This window comes from Chryseobacterium sp. B21-037 (genome assembly GCF_028570785.1).
Lineage (GTDB): Bacteria > Bacteroidota > Bacteroidia > Flavobacteriales > Weeksellaceae > Chryseobacterium > Chryseobacterium proteolyticum.
Window position 1 is genome coordinate 2129051 of sequence record NZ_JALGCB010000001.1, and the last position, 14654, is coordinate 2143704.

A 14654-nucleotide genomic window follows, 5' to 3' on the forward strand; every position below is an offset into this window, starting at 1 on the left:
GAGTTGATGAGTGATAAGTGATAATTGATGAGTGATGAGTGATGATTGATACTGAAGAGAATACAAATTTGTGAGGGTTATTTTTACCGGTTATACAATTTGTATTCTTTTTCAGTATTATCTGTTTTGAAAGATCCTTTTTGAAATTTGCCCTGAAATTATATTGTAGGAGCACTAATTACTGATTTCTTCAACCGTATGCTTTATACGGGGAAGGTTACGGTATTCTCTGTATGCTTCTATATTGGCTCTTCCCATATTCGGAAATACCCAGCTTCCAAAACCTTGATTTATGGTAGAAAAATTATTGTATCCACCTCCTTCAAGGATAACATATGTATTCCCGTCATTCTCATCTACAAATGCCAGATCCAAATACCCTTCACTGAAAACGTGTCCCGGCTCAGCATAATTTCTCATCGTCATGTTTTCATCATCATGAGTCATTCTCACCTGTCCGCCGAACATAGCCGTTGTGACTACGTTCTGACCTCTTCTTCCCATGAAGACTCCTCCTTCCCCTCTCATCGCACCGGGTACTGTTTGCCCTACAAAATTCTTTGAATGTTCAAAAAGCAAACGTGCATTCAAATCGTAATCCGTAGGTCCTGCCAGTATTTTAAATTTAAATTTATGCTCGTCGTAACAGATCTTCCAGCTCAGGGCTCTCCCCAGAATACGGAAAGGTTCCATGAACGGTGATCCCACTCTTCCTGCGGGCGAAACAATCTGATCAACAAAACGAAGTTGAGGGGCAAATTGCGGCAATCGCAAGATGTGTCTGTAAACCGGTGTTGCATTATCCCAACGGACGCGCATAGCTCTCGTTACCAGCACCACTCCATCTTTTAAAAATCCCATATTAATTTTATTTTAGGTTATTAAGATTTTATCCTATTAAAAAAATCAGGGAGAATCAATAAAGCATTCTCCCTGAACAATATAATTCTAAAAACACGCTCTGATTAAGATGGATTCAGCATCTTAGCGATAGAAATAGCATCTGCTACGGTATCCACGCTATAGATCTGCATCACGCCTTGTGTAGTCGCTGCCTGACCTAGGATGTTCTGTTGATTTTGCGTATTTACTGCATTTTCAAACATGATCCCGGTAGAGTGCGCTGCTGTCTGATACACATTCCCTAAAGCGATAGCCGGAGCTTCTGCCACTACTTTTACGTTGGACTGCGTTACAGCATCTGTGATTTGTTCATTAACTACTGTTGCCATAATGATAATTGTTATTAGATTTTATACGGCCGGACTCTCCGGCCGTGGTTGTATTGTGTTTCCCGCTATTGCAGAAATGAGGTATTAAGATCCTGCATTAAGCATTTGAGCAATAGAAATTGCATCTGCTACAGTATCCATGCTGTAGATCTGCATCACCCCTTGTGTTGTTGCAGCCTGTCCTAAAATATTTTGCTGGTTTTGGTTATTTACCGCATTTTCGAACATGATCCCGGTTGAATGTGCCGCCGTTTGGTATACATTTCCTAAAGCGATTGCCGGAGCTTCTGCTACTACCTTTACGTTGGACTGGGTTACTGCGTCTGTAATTTGTTCATTAACTACTGTTGCCATAATGATTGATGTTGATTAGAGTTTTAAAAATGATCAGTCGATCCGATCATGGTTATTGATTTTTAAGAGTTCGGGTTAAGCATTCTTGCAATAGAGATTGCATCCGCTACGGTATCCAGGCTATAGATCTGCATTACACCTTGTGTAGTAGCCGCCTGTCCTAAAATATTTTGCTGATTTTGATTATTTACTGCATTCTCAAACATGATTCCTGTTGAATGCGCCGCTGTCTGGTATACATTCCCTAAAGCGATTGCCGGAGCTTCTGCCACTACTTTTACGTTCGTTTGCGTTACCGCGTCCGTGATTTGTTCGTTAACTACTGTTGCCATATTATTAATTTTTAATTTGATTTTGAATAACAACCGGATGATCCGGTTGTTAAAAGGTTATATTTTACTTTTACGCGTGGGAGCTTTTATGCCGGATTCAGCATCTTTGCAATAGAAAGAGCATCTGCAATGGTATCTATACTATAGATCCTCATTACGCCCTGCGTATTAGCCGCCTGTCCTAAAATATTTTGCTGATTTTGCGTATTCACCGCATTTTCAAACATAATTCCCGTTGAGTGAGCGGCAGTCTGATACACATTACCCAAAGCCATAGCCGGAGATTCCGCCACTACTTTCACATTCGCCTGGGTAACGGCATCCGTAATTTGTTCATTAACTACTGTTGCCATAATGATTGTTGTTGATTAGAGTTTTCTTTAACCTGATATTCCGGTTAAGGTTATCGTTTTTCTACTAAAGCAGAAACAGGTTATTAAGAATTAGGATTCAACATTCTTGCAATAGAGATCGCATCTGCTACGGTATCCAGGCTATAGATCTGCATTACACCTTGTGTAGTGGCCGCCTGTCCTAAAATATTCTGTTGGTTTTGCGTGTTCACCGCATTTTCAAACATGATTCCCGTAGAGTGAGCCGCAGTCTGATAAACATTACCCAAAGCCATTGCAGGAGCTTCTCCTACTACTTTTACATTCGATTGAGTAACCGCATCTGTGATTTGTGAATTAACTGTTGTTGCCATAATTGTAATTTGTTTTTTTTGAGATTTAAATCCCGGTTAATAATTATTTGATTGTTAAACTAGTTTTCTGTTTCTTTTGATCTTTGCGATCTTTTTTTCCATATCTCACCGATCAGACAGATGGAACAGATCTTTTGATTATCTGCTATACCTGCTGAATCAACAAGAACTTTACAATCACCATTTTTGATGAATCTTATCTGCATTATCCGCGAAACCGGCAGAAATTAAAATTCTGTGTTGGTTTGATAAACACGTGGGCACTAACTATCACGACCTGATGTGTTTTTTATATTACTTTTATTTTTTTCCGCGGATCTTGCGGACGGGGCAGATAGTATATATACATTGTTATTTTAAAAAAAGGATGCGGTCCCTTCTTTGGTTCTTACCTCTATATGAAAGAAACCATTCTTCTCCTGCAGGCTGTTGTACAGTGTTTACATTTTGAGCGAGAGATTGCATTTCCACATGATATTTGCTCTTTGGGGGCATCGGCAACATTCTAAAAGCGGGTGGGAGGATGAAAAATTTTGACTAATATATATGTTGAGGTCACCAGCTTTTATTTCTGCAGGGAAGAAAACCGCATCCGTAATCTGAGTATTCAGACTGATCAGAAATTAAAACGTCCTTTTCTGAAATTCAGCAGCTCTTTTTTTAATTTCCGGGAGCCTATTTTTTTAATTCCCATAACTGAATTGCTTAAACCGATCAGGGCATCCCTTTGTTGGTGCGATACAGATTGCTCGTACATCAATCCTGTAGAGTGCGCATTCACCTGCATAGATATCGCCGTAGGTACAGTGGGAGCCATTCCTACAACTTCCAAATTGATTTCATTTTGATTGTGTATCATAACTATTAATTTTTGGTTATTTGATTATTTACGGATATTGGCAAATCTTGCCTGCAGCTTGGTCATCCTTTCGGCGATCTTCAGTTCTTTCTCTTTTAATTTTCCTGTGGAAGCCTCCTGAAGTTTTTTCAGCTGTTCTTCATAGGTCATCGCAACCGGATTTCCTGTGGCCGGCGCTGCAGCCTGATAAGCCTGCTGCTGTTTAACCGCTTCCTCAAGCTTTTCCAGCAAAGGAGCTAAAGATTTCAACGTTTCCTTGGTTGCTTTCTCCTTGATGTAATTAATGATCTCATCCTCGTTCGTGATCACGAAAGGCATTAAGTCTTCTTCCACAATTTCCGGCTCAATGGTCTGTATAGATTCGATGATTTCTACAGGTTCAGTTTCTATCGGAACCGGGGCAGGATCAGGGGTACGCGCAGGTTTGGAAGACCTGTGATTGATTCTTCTTCGCATAGGTATTATTTTTTGATGGTGAGTGAAAAGAGACAGCCGCGCAGGAATGATCTCCTACAGCAAATAGCCGAGAAAAGCGCCTGCAGTCGTCCAGTCCCTGTTAAGGTCCAGAATCACATTGGCTCCGATAATTTCCAGGGCAATACATCCCGTGATCGCACACGCTGTCATCATTTCCTTGATCTGGTCGTTGGGAAGGCTCAGGATATAGTCGTCCGGAATTACCGGCGGCTTGCCATGCACGGGAACAGCTTCATTAAGGATAATATCAAGGATTTCCTGGAAATAATGAGCCATCAGTTTTGATCCCTGGAATTCCAGCTCCCTTTTTAATTCTATAATTTCCTCCGGAGTCACCAGGTTAGCAATTGCGTTCACATCTACATCATGCACTGAATAAAGGGCTTCACCTGTATTGGATGCGGTGATCGTAATATCGGTCTTGAGAACACATTTCGATTTTTCGAGATTAATGGTAAGAAGCCTGGAATCTACTTCCGGTTCGGTAATATCTGCCAGGGTGCTCAGAGGAAGGATCCTTATATTACAGAAAAAAGTCTGATTTTCTTCCAGTTTGATCATCACCACCACAATTCCGGTCGCTTTGTCTTTAGGTTCGATAACAAACGACTGATAGTTGTTGGTTCTTTTGCCTTTCATACTAATGACCGGCCTTACCGTAGGCTGAATGGTGACATTGGAGGTTTGCAGACCGAATATATCACGATCGCTGTTATTTTCCGGCTTCTTTACGCTGAAATAGGCATTGTCATCCGTTCTGGTAAGATAAAGGCTTTCATTCAGCTCCCTGAGGGTGCGCAGGTTTAAAACCTTCGCTGGTTTTGGTTCAATTGAATAATTCATCTCTTATTTTTTTAAGTTTTTCGATTAGTTTTGTTAGTATAGTTTTTTTGGTGTGTTCACTGATGTGTTGTTCAACAGGAACTACCGCTTCTTTGATTTCCGGTTTTACTAATGGCTCCGTTAATTTTATAGATTTCAGCACAACTCCCCCTCCCTGCTCGTCAGCCACGGTAAAGTTCTTTTTCATAGGATCTTCCGGTATCGGGGTTTCTTCCGCTGCCGGCAGCGTTACTCGTTTTTTTTTTCGGGATCCTCACTTTCCACGGTTACATCTGCCAAAGGGGGAAGGTCTGTGTTTCCGTTTGAAAAAGGAGTAATGTTGCTGTTGTAAATGGTCCCGGAGAGCTTTGTCTTGGCTTCTGCATAATCACTTACTATTTTGAAAAGGTCCTTCATCATTGCATTTCCGTTTCCTCCTGCCGGATCATATTCCGGCACTTCCATATCTTCATCATCTTCTTCCTTTGGACTCTTTTTTTTCCCGCCGGGATAGTAATTTCCATATGTTAAATAATTGAAAGCCAGTTTACTCAAAGCTACCAGACCCACCTGTTCAAATCCTTTTAAAAATGACTGTAAATCCTGCACCATCATCCCGGTCGACTGATCAATCATTATTTTCGCAGCGCCTAACATCGGGTCGGTAGGTGGCGGCGATAAAACTTCTGTGTTCACAAACACTACTGCTTTCTCCTCCGGAGTGGTGGGATCAGCTTTTGCAGCTTTTTTTGTTGCATCTTTATCATTCTCAGCCATGGTTGTAAGGTTTTAGGTTATCCTTTTAAAATCTTTATGGCATCCGCAACAATCGCAGGGTTTAATTGATTCAGGTTCTGCTGATTGGATACCGAGTTCTGGATAGAAATCCCGCTGGCGTGTGTGGCCATCTGATAAAGCATACTCATGGCCTGTGCCGGAGACTCACCAAGCACGGTAACATTCGTCTGCGTAACTGCATCTGTAGTCTGGTTGTTTACTGTATCTGCCATATTTTTCGTTTAAATGGTTATTTTAGTTTTAGTTTTTTTTGACATTCTATAAGATTTCTCTCATCTCCATTCAGTCTTTTGTTTTATATTGCGATTGAAATGGTAAGTACTTCGTTACTTTCTCTCTTTTGTCTGATACAAATTTCATAAACTAAAAGAAGTCATCGTTCAGGGAAAAAACTGATTTTTAAAAATGAGGGTATTCTCCTAAAGGTGAAATGAAAAGCAGATTACATTGCATAAAAAGCCCTTCCTATAAGCCTTTTGATACTGTTTTAGAATTATAAAGTTCTTTGGAAACATTAAAAAAATTTCAATTTTAATAGTAAAATCCATTTAATTTCTTTCTTCAGGATTTAGTAACCGGTATTCAGGATGAAGATTCTTAATTACGCATCTGTATTTTTTACCTCCTGTTCTCCATGTATAATAACCGACACCAGATACACTTCGGGAAATATCGTCAACACCGCGGGAAATGCAGGTACCACTTCTGAACGGATGTCCCAATATCTTTGCTTTGTAATTTAAAATACTTAAGCAAATGAAAATGAATAAATTAAAATCCAGTTGGCTGACATTAGCTGCAATACCTTTGGTCCTGCTTTCGTGCAATGACAATGATGACAGCCCTATGGAAAATGGAATGCCATCAACGATCACAGTTGAAAATGTTCTGGACTCAAGACCCTTGGTGGAATCCGGAACGTTTAAAAACAATGGAGCCTCACCGGTTATTATGCCCGGAGAATCTATCTCTTTCCAGTTTTCTGCTGCTAAAGGACAAGCTTTAAGCTTTGCTACGATGTACGGCTGGTCCAACGACCTTTTTTTCGCACCGGAAAATCCAGGAATCAAATTATATCAGGATAACGGCACTCCTATAGAAGGGGATGTTTCGGCCCAGATCAAATTATGGGATAACGGAACAAGAATCAACCAGACACCGGGAGCAACCCTAATGCATCCGGGAACGGCAGAGACGACCGCCAAAAATATCACGGAAGTAGCAGGAACAGATGCCCAGGGACACACCTATGCACCGGCTTCTTCTTTAATGAAAGTATCTTTACATTACGATGGAAACTCAACGTTCACGGTAACAATTGCCAATACATCCGGAAATACCACCAATCCTACTCCTTTCAGTCCCGGCGTTTGGGCCATCTCTTACATTGCAGGGGGGAATCTTCTGAATCCGGAACCCCTTTATAAAAAAGGAATGCCATCCGTTAACGGGCTAACCAAAATCGCAGAAGCCGGCGATCCTACTGATCTCGGAAATTACATCAAGGGGCAAACCGGAATTTTCACTCCTCTTTCCCCTATTCTTGTAGTCGTTTACAATGGTATAGACAATCCGATCTACAAAAACGGAGAAAATGACAGAGGACAGGGATTAAAAGAACTGGCACAAAAAGGAGATGCAAGTATTTTGGCAGGATATCTGAAAAACGTGCCCGGCGTTAAACAAGTCTATGTTTTAGCAGCAGCCGGTTCAACCGTATTATTGCCTAAAATAGGTGGACAAGCAGGCGGGAAAGTTTCCCAGCAGTTGAATGTATCACCAGGCGATAAAATTGCTGTCGCTACCATGTACGGCTTCTCTAATGACTGGTTCTTTGCAACCAAAGGAAGTGGTGTGGATGCTACGCAAAAAGGTGATATTTCATCTTCAATAGCTCTGTATGATAATGGGACAGCCCTCAATCAGTTTCCGGGTGCAGGTATAACGCAATTCAACCTGGCAGGTACTCCACTTACGGAAAGTAAACCAATACAGGAAGTACCTAATCCGAATGCATTTACAACCTTACCATCGATTTCCAATATCATTAAGGTAACCCTGCAATAGATTGAGCTCTTAGAAGAAATAAAAATCAATAAAAATTGGACACTTAAAGGTGTCCAATTTTCCCAATTAAAAAAAATAATCCAACGTGAAAAATTTAATACAGCGCACGATCATATCAGGAACATTAGGCTCATTGTTCCTTCTTATCCCTTCATCATTCCATGCACAGAAACAACAGAATCACATGGAAATGACGGAAAGTGAAATGCAATCATCCTCTTACACCATTCCTCAAAAACCTGAAGATATCAGTCCCCTACTTAATGGAGAAAAAATTCCTGTGGCCACTTTACCGGACGCAAACGGAAAGCGTTTCGATCTCAATGCTGCAGTATCCCAAAAACCGACTGTCCTGATATTTTACAGAGGAGGCTGGTGCCCTTATTGCTCCAAGCAGCTTTCAGGATTACAGGAAATTGCACCCGATCTTGAAAAAACCGGATACCAGATCATCGCGATCAGTACGGATCAGCCTGAAGGACTTATGCAGTCTGCCACTAAGGAAAAATTAAGCTATACCCTATTATCAGATGCAGACCTGAAGCTTTCCAAACAGTTCGGGATTGCTTTTAAGGCACCGAAAGGATATTGGGAAATGCTTCCGAAAACGACAGGTGGAAAGAATACCGATCTGCTACTTCCCGTGCCATCCGTGTTTATTTTAGACAGAAAAGGAACTATTCATTTTGAATATATAAATCCCGACTTTAAACAGCGGCTTAATCCCGAACTATTAAGATCAGCAGCTCATCACCTTATAAACGATTTATAGACATGATTACCCATAAAAAATATCAATTACTCTACAGCCTTCTGGCCTTCTTATTCACGGTAAACTTTTGTACGGCTCAACAAAAAACAGCCAAAGCCAACATTTCTCCGGAAGAAATCAATTTCAGAAACATCAGCTGGAAAGAAGTCAGTGCCGAAGCAAAGAAAAGTGGTAAAACCATTTTTGTAGATGCTTACACAAGCTGGTGTGGTCCCTGTAAGCTATTAAAATCAAAGACTTTCAAAGATAAGATGGCAGCCGGCTATTTTAACAGAAATTTCATCAATTATACAATTGATATGGAAAAAGGAGAAGGTATTGAACTGGCAAAGGACTGGAAAGTAAACTCTTATCCTTCATTACTGTTTTTTGATCCTAATGGCAAGCTTGTGCTGAGGCAAATAGGATATGTAGACGGTAAAGGCCTTATAGAATTAGGAAAGGAAGCATTAGAAAAAAAATAATTAATTTTAGTAACCAGGATTACCTATATAAACAGAGTACTGACATCATAATGTAAAGATAAAATGATCCGGAAATACGAAGACAAATCTACCCTCGCCCGTTTTATTATGCATATCAATAACGAGGAATTAAAAGGGATCGGATTGCGAAATGGCTCACCAGTTCCTATCAACACATTTGTTTACAACAAAGGCGAGGCACAAACTGTGACCATAGATGAAATAGAATATACGCTGCCGGAAGGTTGTATTTTACCATTGGTTGCCAGTTTACATTTTGTTTTCGAACGTCCGGATCAGCTCGTTGCCTGGCAGTTCAACCGTGAATTTTACTGCATTGTAGATCACGATGCTGAGGTGGGCTGCGTAGGGTTTCTTTTTTATGGAATACAACATCCGATGTTTATCCGGCTGAACCCTTCCGAAAAAAGAGCGATGCTTCAGCTCGAAAAACTATTTCAGGAAGAATGGGAATCTACAGATAACTTCCAGGGGGAAATGTTGCGAACACTCCTCAAACAGCTAATTATTAAAACAACCCGGATTGCAAAACAGCAATCTGAAAGTTATCAGTTGTTTCCCGATGAAAAAATGGATTTGGTAAGGAAATTCATGCTGGTTCTTGAAGCGCACTTCAAGCAGGAACACGGTGTCAATTTTTATGCAGCAGCCCTTCACAAATCTCCCAAAACACTAAGCAACATCTTTGCTATCCTGAAACAACCCGCACCATCAAAGATTATACAGAGCAGAATTATCCTGGAAGCTAAACGTTATCTTCATTATTCAGATAAATCCGTAAAAGAAATAGCTTACGAACTCGGATTTGAAAGTTCAGCTCATTTCAGCCGGTTTTTTAAAATGTACTCGGGAAAAAATGCTTCCGAGTTCAGAAATTCTTAAGAAATATTCTTTTCTTCTTCTCAAATCTCCCGAAATGCCTTCTATCAGGGCAATCATCATTTATATCTCTAGCCATTCAGTTTTGTCGGTACTTTTATGCTTTGGATGAATACCATTTTTCCACTGGAAAAATCCTCATTTTAAAATATCACAAAGTAGAGAATTAAAAATAAAATAATGCCTATTTTAACCTGAAAAACATAGAGTTACGAACCGCCCGCCATATAAAAAATATTTTCCATTAAAGTTTTACAATTTAACATATTGTAAATAAAATAATCTTATTATTTTTACAAAATAAACAAATTTTTAAGATTAATTAATAAAAACAAACATGGTCGTAACTAATCGAAAAAAAGTCATTTTCAAGATGAGAATTCTGATGGCTTTATTGATAATTGATGTATTCTTAGCCATTGCCGGCTACATCCTAAAATCATTTATGGAAGAAAGTATTTTATGGACAATACTGTCTGCTTCTCTTGTTGTATTCGTGCTGACTTTAACCAGTATCATCAGGTTAAGAGTTTTTCATTTTGAAAACACCGGAGCTGTCTTCTCAATTAAATACTATCATCCGCTGAAAAAAGGAGTCATATTCCCTAGTGTTGATTATCCGGTCAACCGTCTTCGTGCATTTAAAATTGAAGAATCCTTAATGGCAAAAAAGATTGTAATCGAAGTCAACAGCCAGCAGAAAGAATCTCCGGTTCGCATTAAAGTGAAGGCATCCAATATCAGCGACAAGGATTATCACCGTATGATCAAATCATTTGCATAAATATCCCAAACGACTATCAATTTGCACAAATAGAGATGTGAAAAACGTAGCAAATACATCTTTTAACGCATTTAACCCTACAATATATGGCATAAAACTACACTTTTAATTCCCTTACTGTAATTCAGAAAAATCATTAATATTACAATACACCATCTTAATCCTCAATAAAAACTAAACAATGCATGTAAATATTCATTAATAAATAGACAACAGTTAAACAAATATAAATTTTAATTTTTTTTTAATTTTTTCATTCTATTCATTTTGTGCTGAACAATTAGATTTGCGGTGTCAAAAAAATTAAAACTATTAAATTCAAAATTATGAGAAAAGCATTTCTATTTGTATTTGCGCTGGCAACTCTGGGGTTAACATCATGTGGACAGGATGAAGAAAATGTACAACAAAAAGAAAACAAGGTCGTAAAGAATGATCTTAGTGCCAAATTTAAGGCTTACATTCAATCTAAAATAGGAGATAAAAAAACATCTAGAGTTATAGACTCTACTATTTATGATACGGATAATGTGTATTATAACAAGGAAGTAGATGCTTATTATTTTCTGCAGAGGGATTTCAATTTTGATTCCAAAGAAGAGCAAATGGCCATATTTGCAGTTCCTGATGATCAGGGAAATTTCGGAGGAATTTTAGAAACAGGAATGAGTAAGGTAGATGATGAAAACTTTACTGTTAAGTATTATGATGGTGAGGAATTAATCAATTCTGTAGATTATGTTTTAAATAAACAGGAAGGACGCATCTACTTCAGAAATATTCAGGATCTGAGCACATCCGGCACAACAAGCAGAGGATGTGGGCAGGCAGTAGCTAATTGCATTGCGGGGACTTATGTGAACCACGGCTGGATGAGTGTAACACTGTGGGTTGAAACAGCCTTTATTCCGCAGACTTCTATTGCAGTTACGGCGGCTTGCGCCATCAAAAATTGTTCACTATGAAAAATGCATTAGTTTATTATATTGTTATATTGATGCCTCTGTTAGGACTTCTTTTTATCAGCAGCTTAAATTCTGTCTATTTTGTGATTTACCTCTTCGTTTATGTCATCATTTACAGACCTGTCGTTGATATTGCACGTTTGAAAGAAAAAAACATTCATGTAGCGTCCATCAAATCACTGATTCCGTTTTATTTACACGTGAAATATTTCAAGCAATTATATACTTAGTATAACATCCCATTAATAAGCTAACAAACATAAAAGCAGGTTTTAAAAAGCCTGCTTTTTTTATGTGTTATTATAACAAGTAGATTGAGTAAGATTACCTATTCTGTAAATCGCATGCAAAGTATGGGGTAAGTATTTGTACGGAAAGTTATATTTGGTTATTTCTACTCTAAAATTCATCTCTTTTTGTTTGTTACTTTGAGCTGTTCATCCGGAATAAGACAAAAATGGTAAGAATCCATACATGCTCCTCTCATGCACGTATGCTCTTCCATTAATACCCTTTTCAATCATATCATTTATACCCGTAAGGTGAGCTTCACAGCTCATCTTTTTTGTTTTAACACATTATTATATGCGCCCGATTAATCAATCAGGGTATACCCCCAATTTCTAAAAATGGGTATTTACTCTCTTTTACAGGCTCACTATTCCTTCGAACTTTGTGATGTAAATAAGATCATTGATCATCACCAAATTATACAAAATGTTAAATTACCAGAAACTATTAGAACCGGGCGAGAAAAAAGAGATATTACCTTTAAAGGCTTATGAGTATGGGATAAAAGTAATGCATCTTCTACCCAGAGATTTAAATATAACCTATCTTCAGGAAACGTTTAATGAATGGATACGGTCTGAGCCATGGCAACTGCCTTCAGGAATCATGCTTGGCTCCGTAAAACCCTCGATCGGATTAGACGACGACCAGCCAAAAGCTTACTGGAAATCATTTCCGGATAAGCCATCTTTTTACAGGCAGCTCATTTACGATTCACATCCTTCTTTGCGGAAAAATAAGCAAAAGGAAACAGAGCTCGCCATAAAAATTTTAAGTAATGAGAGAATTGCTGCCGTTCTCAATGAATTACGAAGGGCCATAGCAGCTGAATTATGGAAAAAAGAAAGTATTAGTGGAAAGCTAAGTTATTACCTGACCACAAACCCTATTGCCAACCTGCTCCCGAATATGGGCGGCAGCTACAACCTTGCCAATTCCTATCCAAGATTACGGACCGAACCTACCATAGATAATATTGGAAGCATACAACCACTATTAGAAATGATGTTCATAAAAACAGACAGGATCAGTCTGGCTTTTTCAGAAAAGGATTTTACCGTGAGTGAAAATATTGCTATCCTTCATGATATTAAAGAACTGTTTAGCCCCCGGGGAAACAGCAGAGCGCTACCTACGGCACATCCTGTCTTAATCCCACATCCTTACCAGGGTAAAAACAGCCCGCCCAGACCCATGAGATGGGAATTAAATGAGGATTTTGATTACGAACGCGTAGCAGTACTCCAAAAGAATCTTACTCCTTTTTCAAAAGACCCTAAAAAACACAAGGGAGAAATCAAATGGGATCAGGGAAGATTAGGAGCAGGAACAAGGAACGAAGCTTCACCGGACACCATAATGGCAAGAAGAGCAAGAATGCCTATTGAAACAGGCCGTTCCCATACGGCTGCAAGACTCTTTGAAATGGTTTCTCTTTTAAAACCCGGGTCAAACGCTTCAATAGAAGAACATAAACTTTTCAAAAGGAGAATACAGGCAATAGCCTATGGAATATTCGCTTATTGGAACGCACCAAACGAATATGGCGGTTATCCTAAAAGTCTTACCCCGATTCATACCTATCATGAAGTCATGGATCCTGCAGAAGATTACGCACCGGGAATATATAGTCAGCCATTTTCCTATGAGGATCTGAAGGATTATCTTCAAAAATCAAGCAGCCATGGCTACGCAAGACTCTAGAAAATGAGATAAGCCAGATTGTAAATTTATTAATTACACATGCGTATTGCTCCTGGTGACCTTACTTCAGCATTTATACAACAACCTAAATAACTATATCATGAAATTAAGCAACGAAGAAGTGGCCTTACACGATAAAATGGCCGAAAAATTACCCGAACTTATTGAAGAATATTTCCAGAGACCTGAAATAACCTCGGTTGGGGTTTCTCTGAAAACCGTTAACGACAGCCTTACCAAAACACTGAGCTATACCTTTGGAGTGAAAAATAAACTCCCTTTATCTGAGGTTTCACAGGCTATTCCCCTGACCATCTTTGGGTGCCCTACAGATGTTATTGAACTGGAAGTAGATCCTGAACCTTTATCTTATGAAGTAACCGAAGTAACCACCCGCAATGAAAAAACCGATCCCCTGATCGGTGGAATCAGTATCTCAGCCAATGGGACACTCAGACAAAATGGTAAAAAAATGGCAGGCAGTGGTACTTTGGGGGTAATGGTAAAAAAGGGACCCGACGAACATCCATATATGCTGACATGCGCCCATGTTCTTGCGGGTGTCGGTACCGAATTGGATTCTGATGTTTGCCAACAGTCTAAATGGAGAACCGCTTTAAATTACTGCCACAACTGTGCAACCCTCAAGGATTATTATTATGAAAATGTTCTGGTACCACGCGGAGACTTCAAAACGATCAATGTTTGGTTAGACGGTGCCATTGCCAGAAAAGGAAAAGACAGAAATGCCACGATAGGAAAAGTATTTGGAGCAGAGGAAATCATTAGTGGATTTGCACAGATTGACGCATTTCTTATAGGAGCGGAAGTTCGTAAAAGTGGGATCACCAGTGATATCACCACCGGAAACGTCACGAGTATTACAACCTCCCTTAGACTAACAGACTTTAACGGAGATCAGGTAATTGCCAATAACCTGGTGATGATTCAGGGAAATTCAGGACTCTTTTCAAGACCGGGAGATTCAGGATCTGCTATTTTTACTACAGGAGATAGTCCTCAACTGGTTGGCATACTGGGAGGAGCAACTCTCAGCGGCAGCCCAACTTATGCATCTGCAGCAGATGCTATTCTAAGTAAATGGCAGGACTTAAGCTTTTAACAAA

22 protein-coding genes are annotated in these 14654 nt (G+C 39.3%); 9 read left to right on the forward strand and 13 right to left on the reverse strand.

Annotation, left to right across the window (positions count from 1 at the left end; translation table 11 throughout):
- Nucleotides 1-174: 174 nt before the first annotated feature.
- From MTQ00_RS09240 to MTQ00_RS09300, 13 genes are all read right to left on the reverse strand, one after another.
- On the reverse strand, nucleotides 175-861 hold the full coding sequence (locus tag MTQ00_RS09240) for a hypothetical protein (RefSeq protein WP_273648572.1): 687 nt from the start codon (nucleotides 859-861) through the stop codon (nucleotides 175-177).
- A 104-nt stretch (nucleotides 862-965) separates the two neighbouring features.
- Complete coding sequence (locus MTQ00_RS09245) at nucleotides 966-1232, reverse strand: RebB family R body protein (protein ID WP_034684388.1); 267 nt, start codon at nucleotides 1230-1232, stop codon at nucleotides 966-968.
- 84 nt (nucleotides 1233-1316) lie between these two features.
- Nucleotides 1317-1586, reverse strand: coding sequence for a RebB family R body protein (locus MTQ00_RS09250; protein WP_089027138.1), 270 nt, complete (start codon nucleotides 1584-1586; stop codon nucleotides 1317-1319).
- 62 nt (nucleotides 1587-1648) lie between these two features.
- The gene (locus MTQ00_RS09255) at nucleotides 1649-1918 is read right to left on the reverse strand and encodes a RebB family R body protein (RefSeq protein WP_172279382.1); all 270 of its coding nucleotides are present in this window, start codon (nucleotides 1916-1918) and stop codon (nucleotides 1649-1651) included.
- A gap of 86 nt (nucleotides 1919-2004) precedes the next feature.
- On the reverse strand, nucleotides 2005-2271 hold the full coding sequence (locus MTQ00_RS09260; RefSeq protein ID WP_172279385.1) for a RebB family R body protein: 267 nt from the start codon (nucleotides 2269-2271) through the stop codon (nucleotides 2005-2007).
- 83 nt (nucleotides 2272-2354) lie between these two features.
- Entirely contained in the window at nucleotides 2355-2624 is a 270-nt protein-coding gene (locus tag MTQ00_RS09265) for a RebB family R body protein (RefSeq protein ID WP_034684380.1), read from the reverse strand.
- Nucleotides 2625-3240: 616 nt separating this feature from the next.
- Nucleotides 3241-3483 carry a RebB family R body protein gene (locus MTQ00_RS09270; protein WP_172279387.1) on the reverse strand — a complete coding sequence of 81 codons (243 nt, stop codon included), beginning with the start codon at nucleotides 3481-3483 and terminating at the stop codon, nucleotides 3241-3243.
- A 24-nt stretch (nucleotides 3484-3507) separates the two neighbouring features.
- Nucleotides 3508-3939 carry a hypothetical protein gene (locus MTQ00_RS09275; RefSeq protein WP_172279389.1) on the reverse strand — a complete coding sequence of 144 codons (432 nt, stop codon included), beginning with the start codon at nucleotides 3937-3939 and terminating at the stop codon, nucleotides 3508-3510.
- A 54-nt stretch (nucleotides 3940-3993) separates the two neighbouring features.
- Nucleotides 3994-4803 (reverse strand): hypothetical protein, encoded by an 810-nt coding sequence (locus MTQ00_RS09280; protein WP_273648573.1) that lies wholly within the window; start codon nucleotides 4801-4803, stop codon nucleotides 3994-3996.
- Entirely contained in the window at nucleotides 4787-4990 is a 204-nt protein-coding gene (locus tag MTQ00_RS09285; protein WP_172279393.1) for a hypothetical protein, read from the reverse strand. Before MTQ00_RS09285 ends, MTQ00_RS09280 begins: the two co-directional genes overlap by 17 nt.
- 41 nt (nucleotides 4991-5031) lie before the next feature.
- The gene (locus MTQ00_RS09290; protein WP_273648574.1) at nucleotides 5032-5559 is read right to left on the reverse strand and encodes a hypothetical protein; all 528 of its coding nucleotides are present in this window, start codon (nucleotides 5557-5559) and stop codon (nucleotides 5032-5034) included.
- 17 nt (nucleotides 5560-5576) lie between these two features.
- Nucleotides 5577-5792, reverse strand: a complete 216-nt coding sequence (locus MTQ00_RS09295; RefSeq protein ID WP_034684366.1) for a RebB family R body protein — start codon at nucleotides 5790-5792, stop codon at nucleotides 5577-5579.
- Nucleotides 5793-6128: 336 nt separating this feature from the next.
- Nucleotides 6129-6302 carry a hypothetical protein gene (locus MTQ00_RS09300; protein ID WP_273648575.1) on the reverse strand — a complete coding sequence of 58 codons (174 nt, stop codon included), beginning with the start codon at nucleotides 6300-6302 and terminating at the stop codon, nucleotides 6129-6131.
- 40 nt (nucleotides 6303-6342) lie between these two features.
- Here MTQ00_RS09300 and MTQ00_RS09305 point away from each other — a divergent pair, with 40 nt between their 5' ends.
- The 9 genes from MTQ00_RS09305 to MTQ00_RS09345 all read left to right on the forward strand — a co-directional run bounded on the left by MTQ00_RS09305 (nucleotide 6343) and on the right by MTQ00_RS09345 (nucleotide 14650).
- Nucleotides 6343-7647, forward strand: coding sequence for a spondin domain-containing protein (locus tag MTQ00_RS09305; protein WP_273648576.1), 1305 nt, complete (start codon nucleotides 6343-6345; stop codon nucleotides 7645-7647).
- An 85-nt stretch (nucleotides 7648-7732) separates the two neighbouring features.
- Nucleotides 7733-8419 (forward strand): peroxiredoxin-like family protein, encoded by a 687-nt coding sequence (locus MTQ00_RS09310; protein WP_273648577.1) that lies wholly within the window; start codon nucleotides 7733-7735, stop codon nucleotides 8417-8419.
- A 2-nt stretch (nucleotides 8420-8421) separates the two neighbouring features.
- Entirely contained in the window at nucleotides 8422-8883 is a 462-nt protein-coding gene (locus MTQ00_RS09315) for a thioredoxin family protein (protein WP_273648578.1), read from the forward strand.
- Nucleotides 8884-8946: 63 nt separating this feature from the next.
- Nucleotides 8947-9786: an AraC family transcriptional regulator gene (locus tag MTQ00_RS09320; RefSeq protein ID WP_273648579.1), complete on the forward strand. Its 840-nt coding sequence runs from the start codon at nucleotides 8947-8949 to the stop codon at nucleotides 9784-9786.
- 370 nt (nucleotides 9787-10156) lie between these two features.
- Complete coding sequence (locus MTQ00_RS09325) at nucleotides 10157-10567, forward strand: hypothetical protein (protein WP_273648580.1); 411 nt, start codon at nucleotides 10157-10159, stop codon at nucleotides 10565-10567.
- 326 nt (nucleotides 10568-10893) lie between these two features.
- A complete protein-coding gene (locus tag MTQ00_RS09330; protein ID WP_273648581.1) occupies nucleotides 10894-11532 on the forward strand; it encodes a hypothetical protein in 639 nt (212 codons plus the stop codon).
- Complete coding sequence (locus MTQ00_RS09335) at nucleotides 11529-11762, forward strand: hypothetical protein (RefSeq protein ID WP_273648582.1); 234 nt, start codon at nucleotides 11529-11531, stop codon at nucleotides 11760-11762. The genes MTQ00_RS09330 and MTQ00_RS09335 overlap by 4 nt, the downstream gene beginning before the upstream one ends.
- Before the next feature lie 487 nt (nucleotides 11763-12249).
- Complete coding sequence (locus MTQ00_RS09340) at nucleotides 12250-13527, forward strand: hypothetical protein (protein ID WP_273648583.1); 1278 nt, start codon at nucleotides 12250-12252, stop codon at nucleotides 13525-13527.
- Between the two features lie 100 nt (nucleotides 13528-13627).
- Nucleotides 13628-14650, forward strand: coding sequence for a hypothetical protein (locus MTQ00_RS09345; RefSeq protein ID WP_273648584.1), 1023 nt, complete (start codon nucleotides 13628-13630; stop codon nucleotides 14648-14650).
- The last annotated feature ends 4 nt before the right edge of the window (nucleotides 14651-14654 follow it).

Bases quoted from the DNA above. Each gene is read 5' to 3' on its own strand.
- MTQ00_RS09275 (WP_172279389.1), bottom strand. From the start codon at position 3,939: ATGCGAAGAAGAATCAATCACAGGTCTTCCAAACCTGCGCGTACCCCT.
- MTQ00_RS09285 (WP_172279393.1), bottom strand. From the start codon at position 4,990: ATGAAAAAGAACTTTACCGTGGCTGACGAGCAGGGAGGGGGAGTTGTG.
- MTQ00_RS09250 (WP_089027138.1), bottom strand. From the start codon at position 1,586: ATGGCAACAGTAGTTAATGAACAAATTACAGACGCAGTAACCCAGTCC.
- MTQ00_RS09265 (WP_034684380.1), bottom strand. From the start codon at position 2,624: ATGGCAACAACAGTTAATTCACAAATCACAGATGCGGTTACTCAATCG.
- MTQ00_RS09290 (WP_273648574.1), bottom strand. From the start codon at position 5,559: ATGGCTGAGAATGATAAAGATGCAACAAAAAAAGCTGCAAAAGCTGAT.
- MTQ00_RS09305 (WP_273648576.1), top strand. From the start codon at position 6,343: ATGAATAAATTAAAATCCAGTTGGCTGACATTAGCTGCAATACCTTTG.
- MTQ00_RS09330 (WP_273648581.1), top strand. From the start codon at position 10,894: ATGAGAAAAGCATTTCTATTTGTATTTGCGCTGGCAACTCTGGGGTTA.
- MTQ00_RS09280 (WP_273648573.1), bottom strand. From the start codon at position 4,803: ATGAATTATTCAATTGAACCAAAACCAGCGAAGGTTTTAAACCTGCGC.
- MTQ00_RS09270 (WP_172279387.1), bottom strand. From the start codon at position 3,483: ATGATACACAATCAAAATGAAATCAATTTGGAAGTTGTAGGAATGGCT.
- MTQ00_RS09240 (WP_273648572.1), bottom strand. From the start codon at position 861: ATGGGATTTTTAAAAGATGGAGTGGTGCTGGTAACGAGAGCTATGCGC.
- MTQ00_RS09295 (WP_034684366.1), bottom strand. From the start codon at position 5,792: ATGGCAGATACAGTAAACAACCAGACTACAGATGCAGTTACGCAGACG.
- MTQ00_RS09245 (WP_034684388.1), bottom strand. From the start codon at position 1,232: ATGGCAACAGTAGTTAATGAACAAATCACAGATGCTGTAACGCAGTCC.
- MTQ00_RS09320 (WP_273648579.1), top strand. From the start codon at position 8,947: ATGATCCGGAAATACGAAGACAAATCTACCCTCGCCCGTTTTATTATG.
- MTQ00_RS09340 (WP_273648583.1), top strand. From the start codon at position 12,250: ATGTTAAATTACCAGAAACTATTAGAACCGGGCGAGAAAAAAGAGATA.
- MTQ00_RS09325 (WP_273648580.1), top strand. From the start codon at position 10,157: ATGAGAATTCTGATGGCTTTATTGATAATTGATGTATTCTTAGCCATT.
- MTQ00_RS09345 (WP_273648584.1), top strand. From the start codon at position 13,628: ATGAAATTAAGCAACGAAGAAGTGGCCTTACACGATAAAATGGCCGAA.
- MTQ00_RS09260 (WP_172279385.1), bottom strand. From the start codon at position 2,271: ATGGCAACAGTAGTTAATGAACAAATTACGGATGCCGTTACCCAGGCG.
- MTQ00_RS09335 (WP_273648582.1), top strand. From the start codon at position 11,529: ATGAAAAATGCATTAGTTTATTATATTGTTATATTGATGCCTCTGTTA.
- MTQ00_RS09255 (WP_172279382.1), bottom strand. From the start codon at position 1,918: ATGGCAACAGTAGTTAACGAACAAATCACGGACGCGGTAACGCAAACG.
- MTQ00_RS09315 (WP_273648578.1), top strand. From the start codon at position 8,422: ATGATTACCCATAAAAAATATCAATTACTCTACAGCCTTCTGGCCTTC.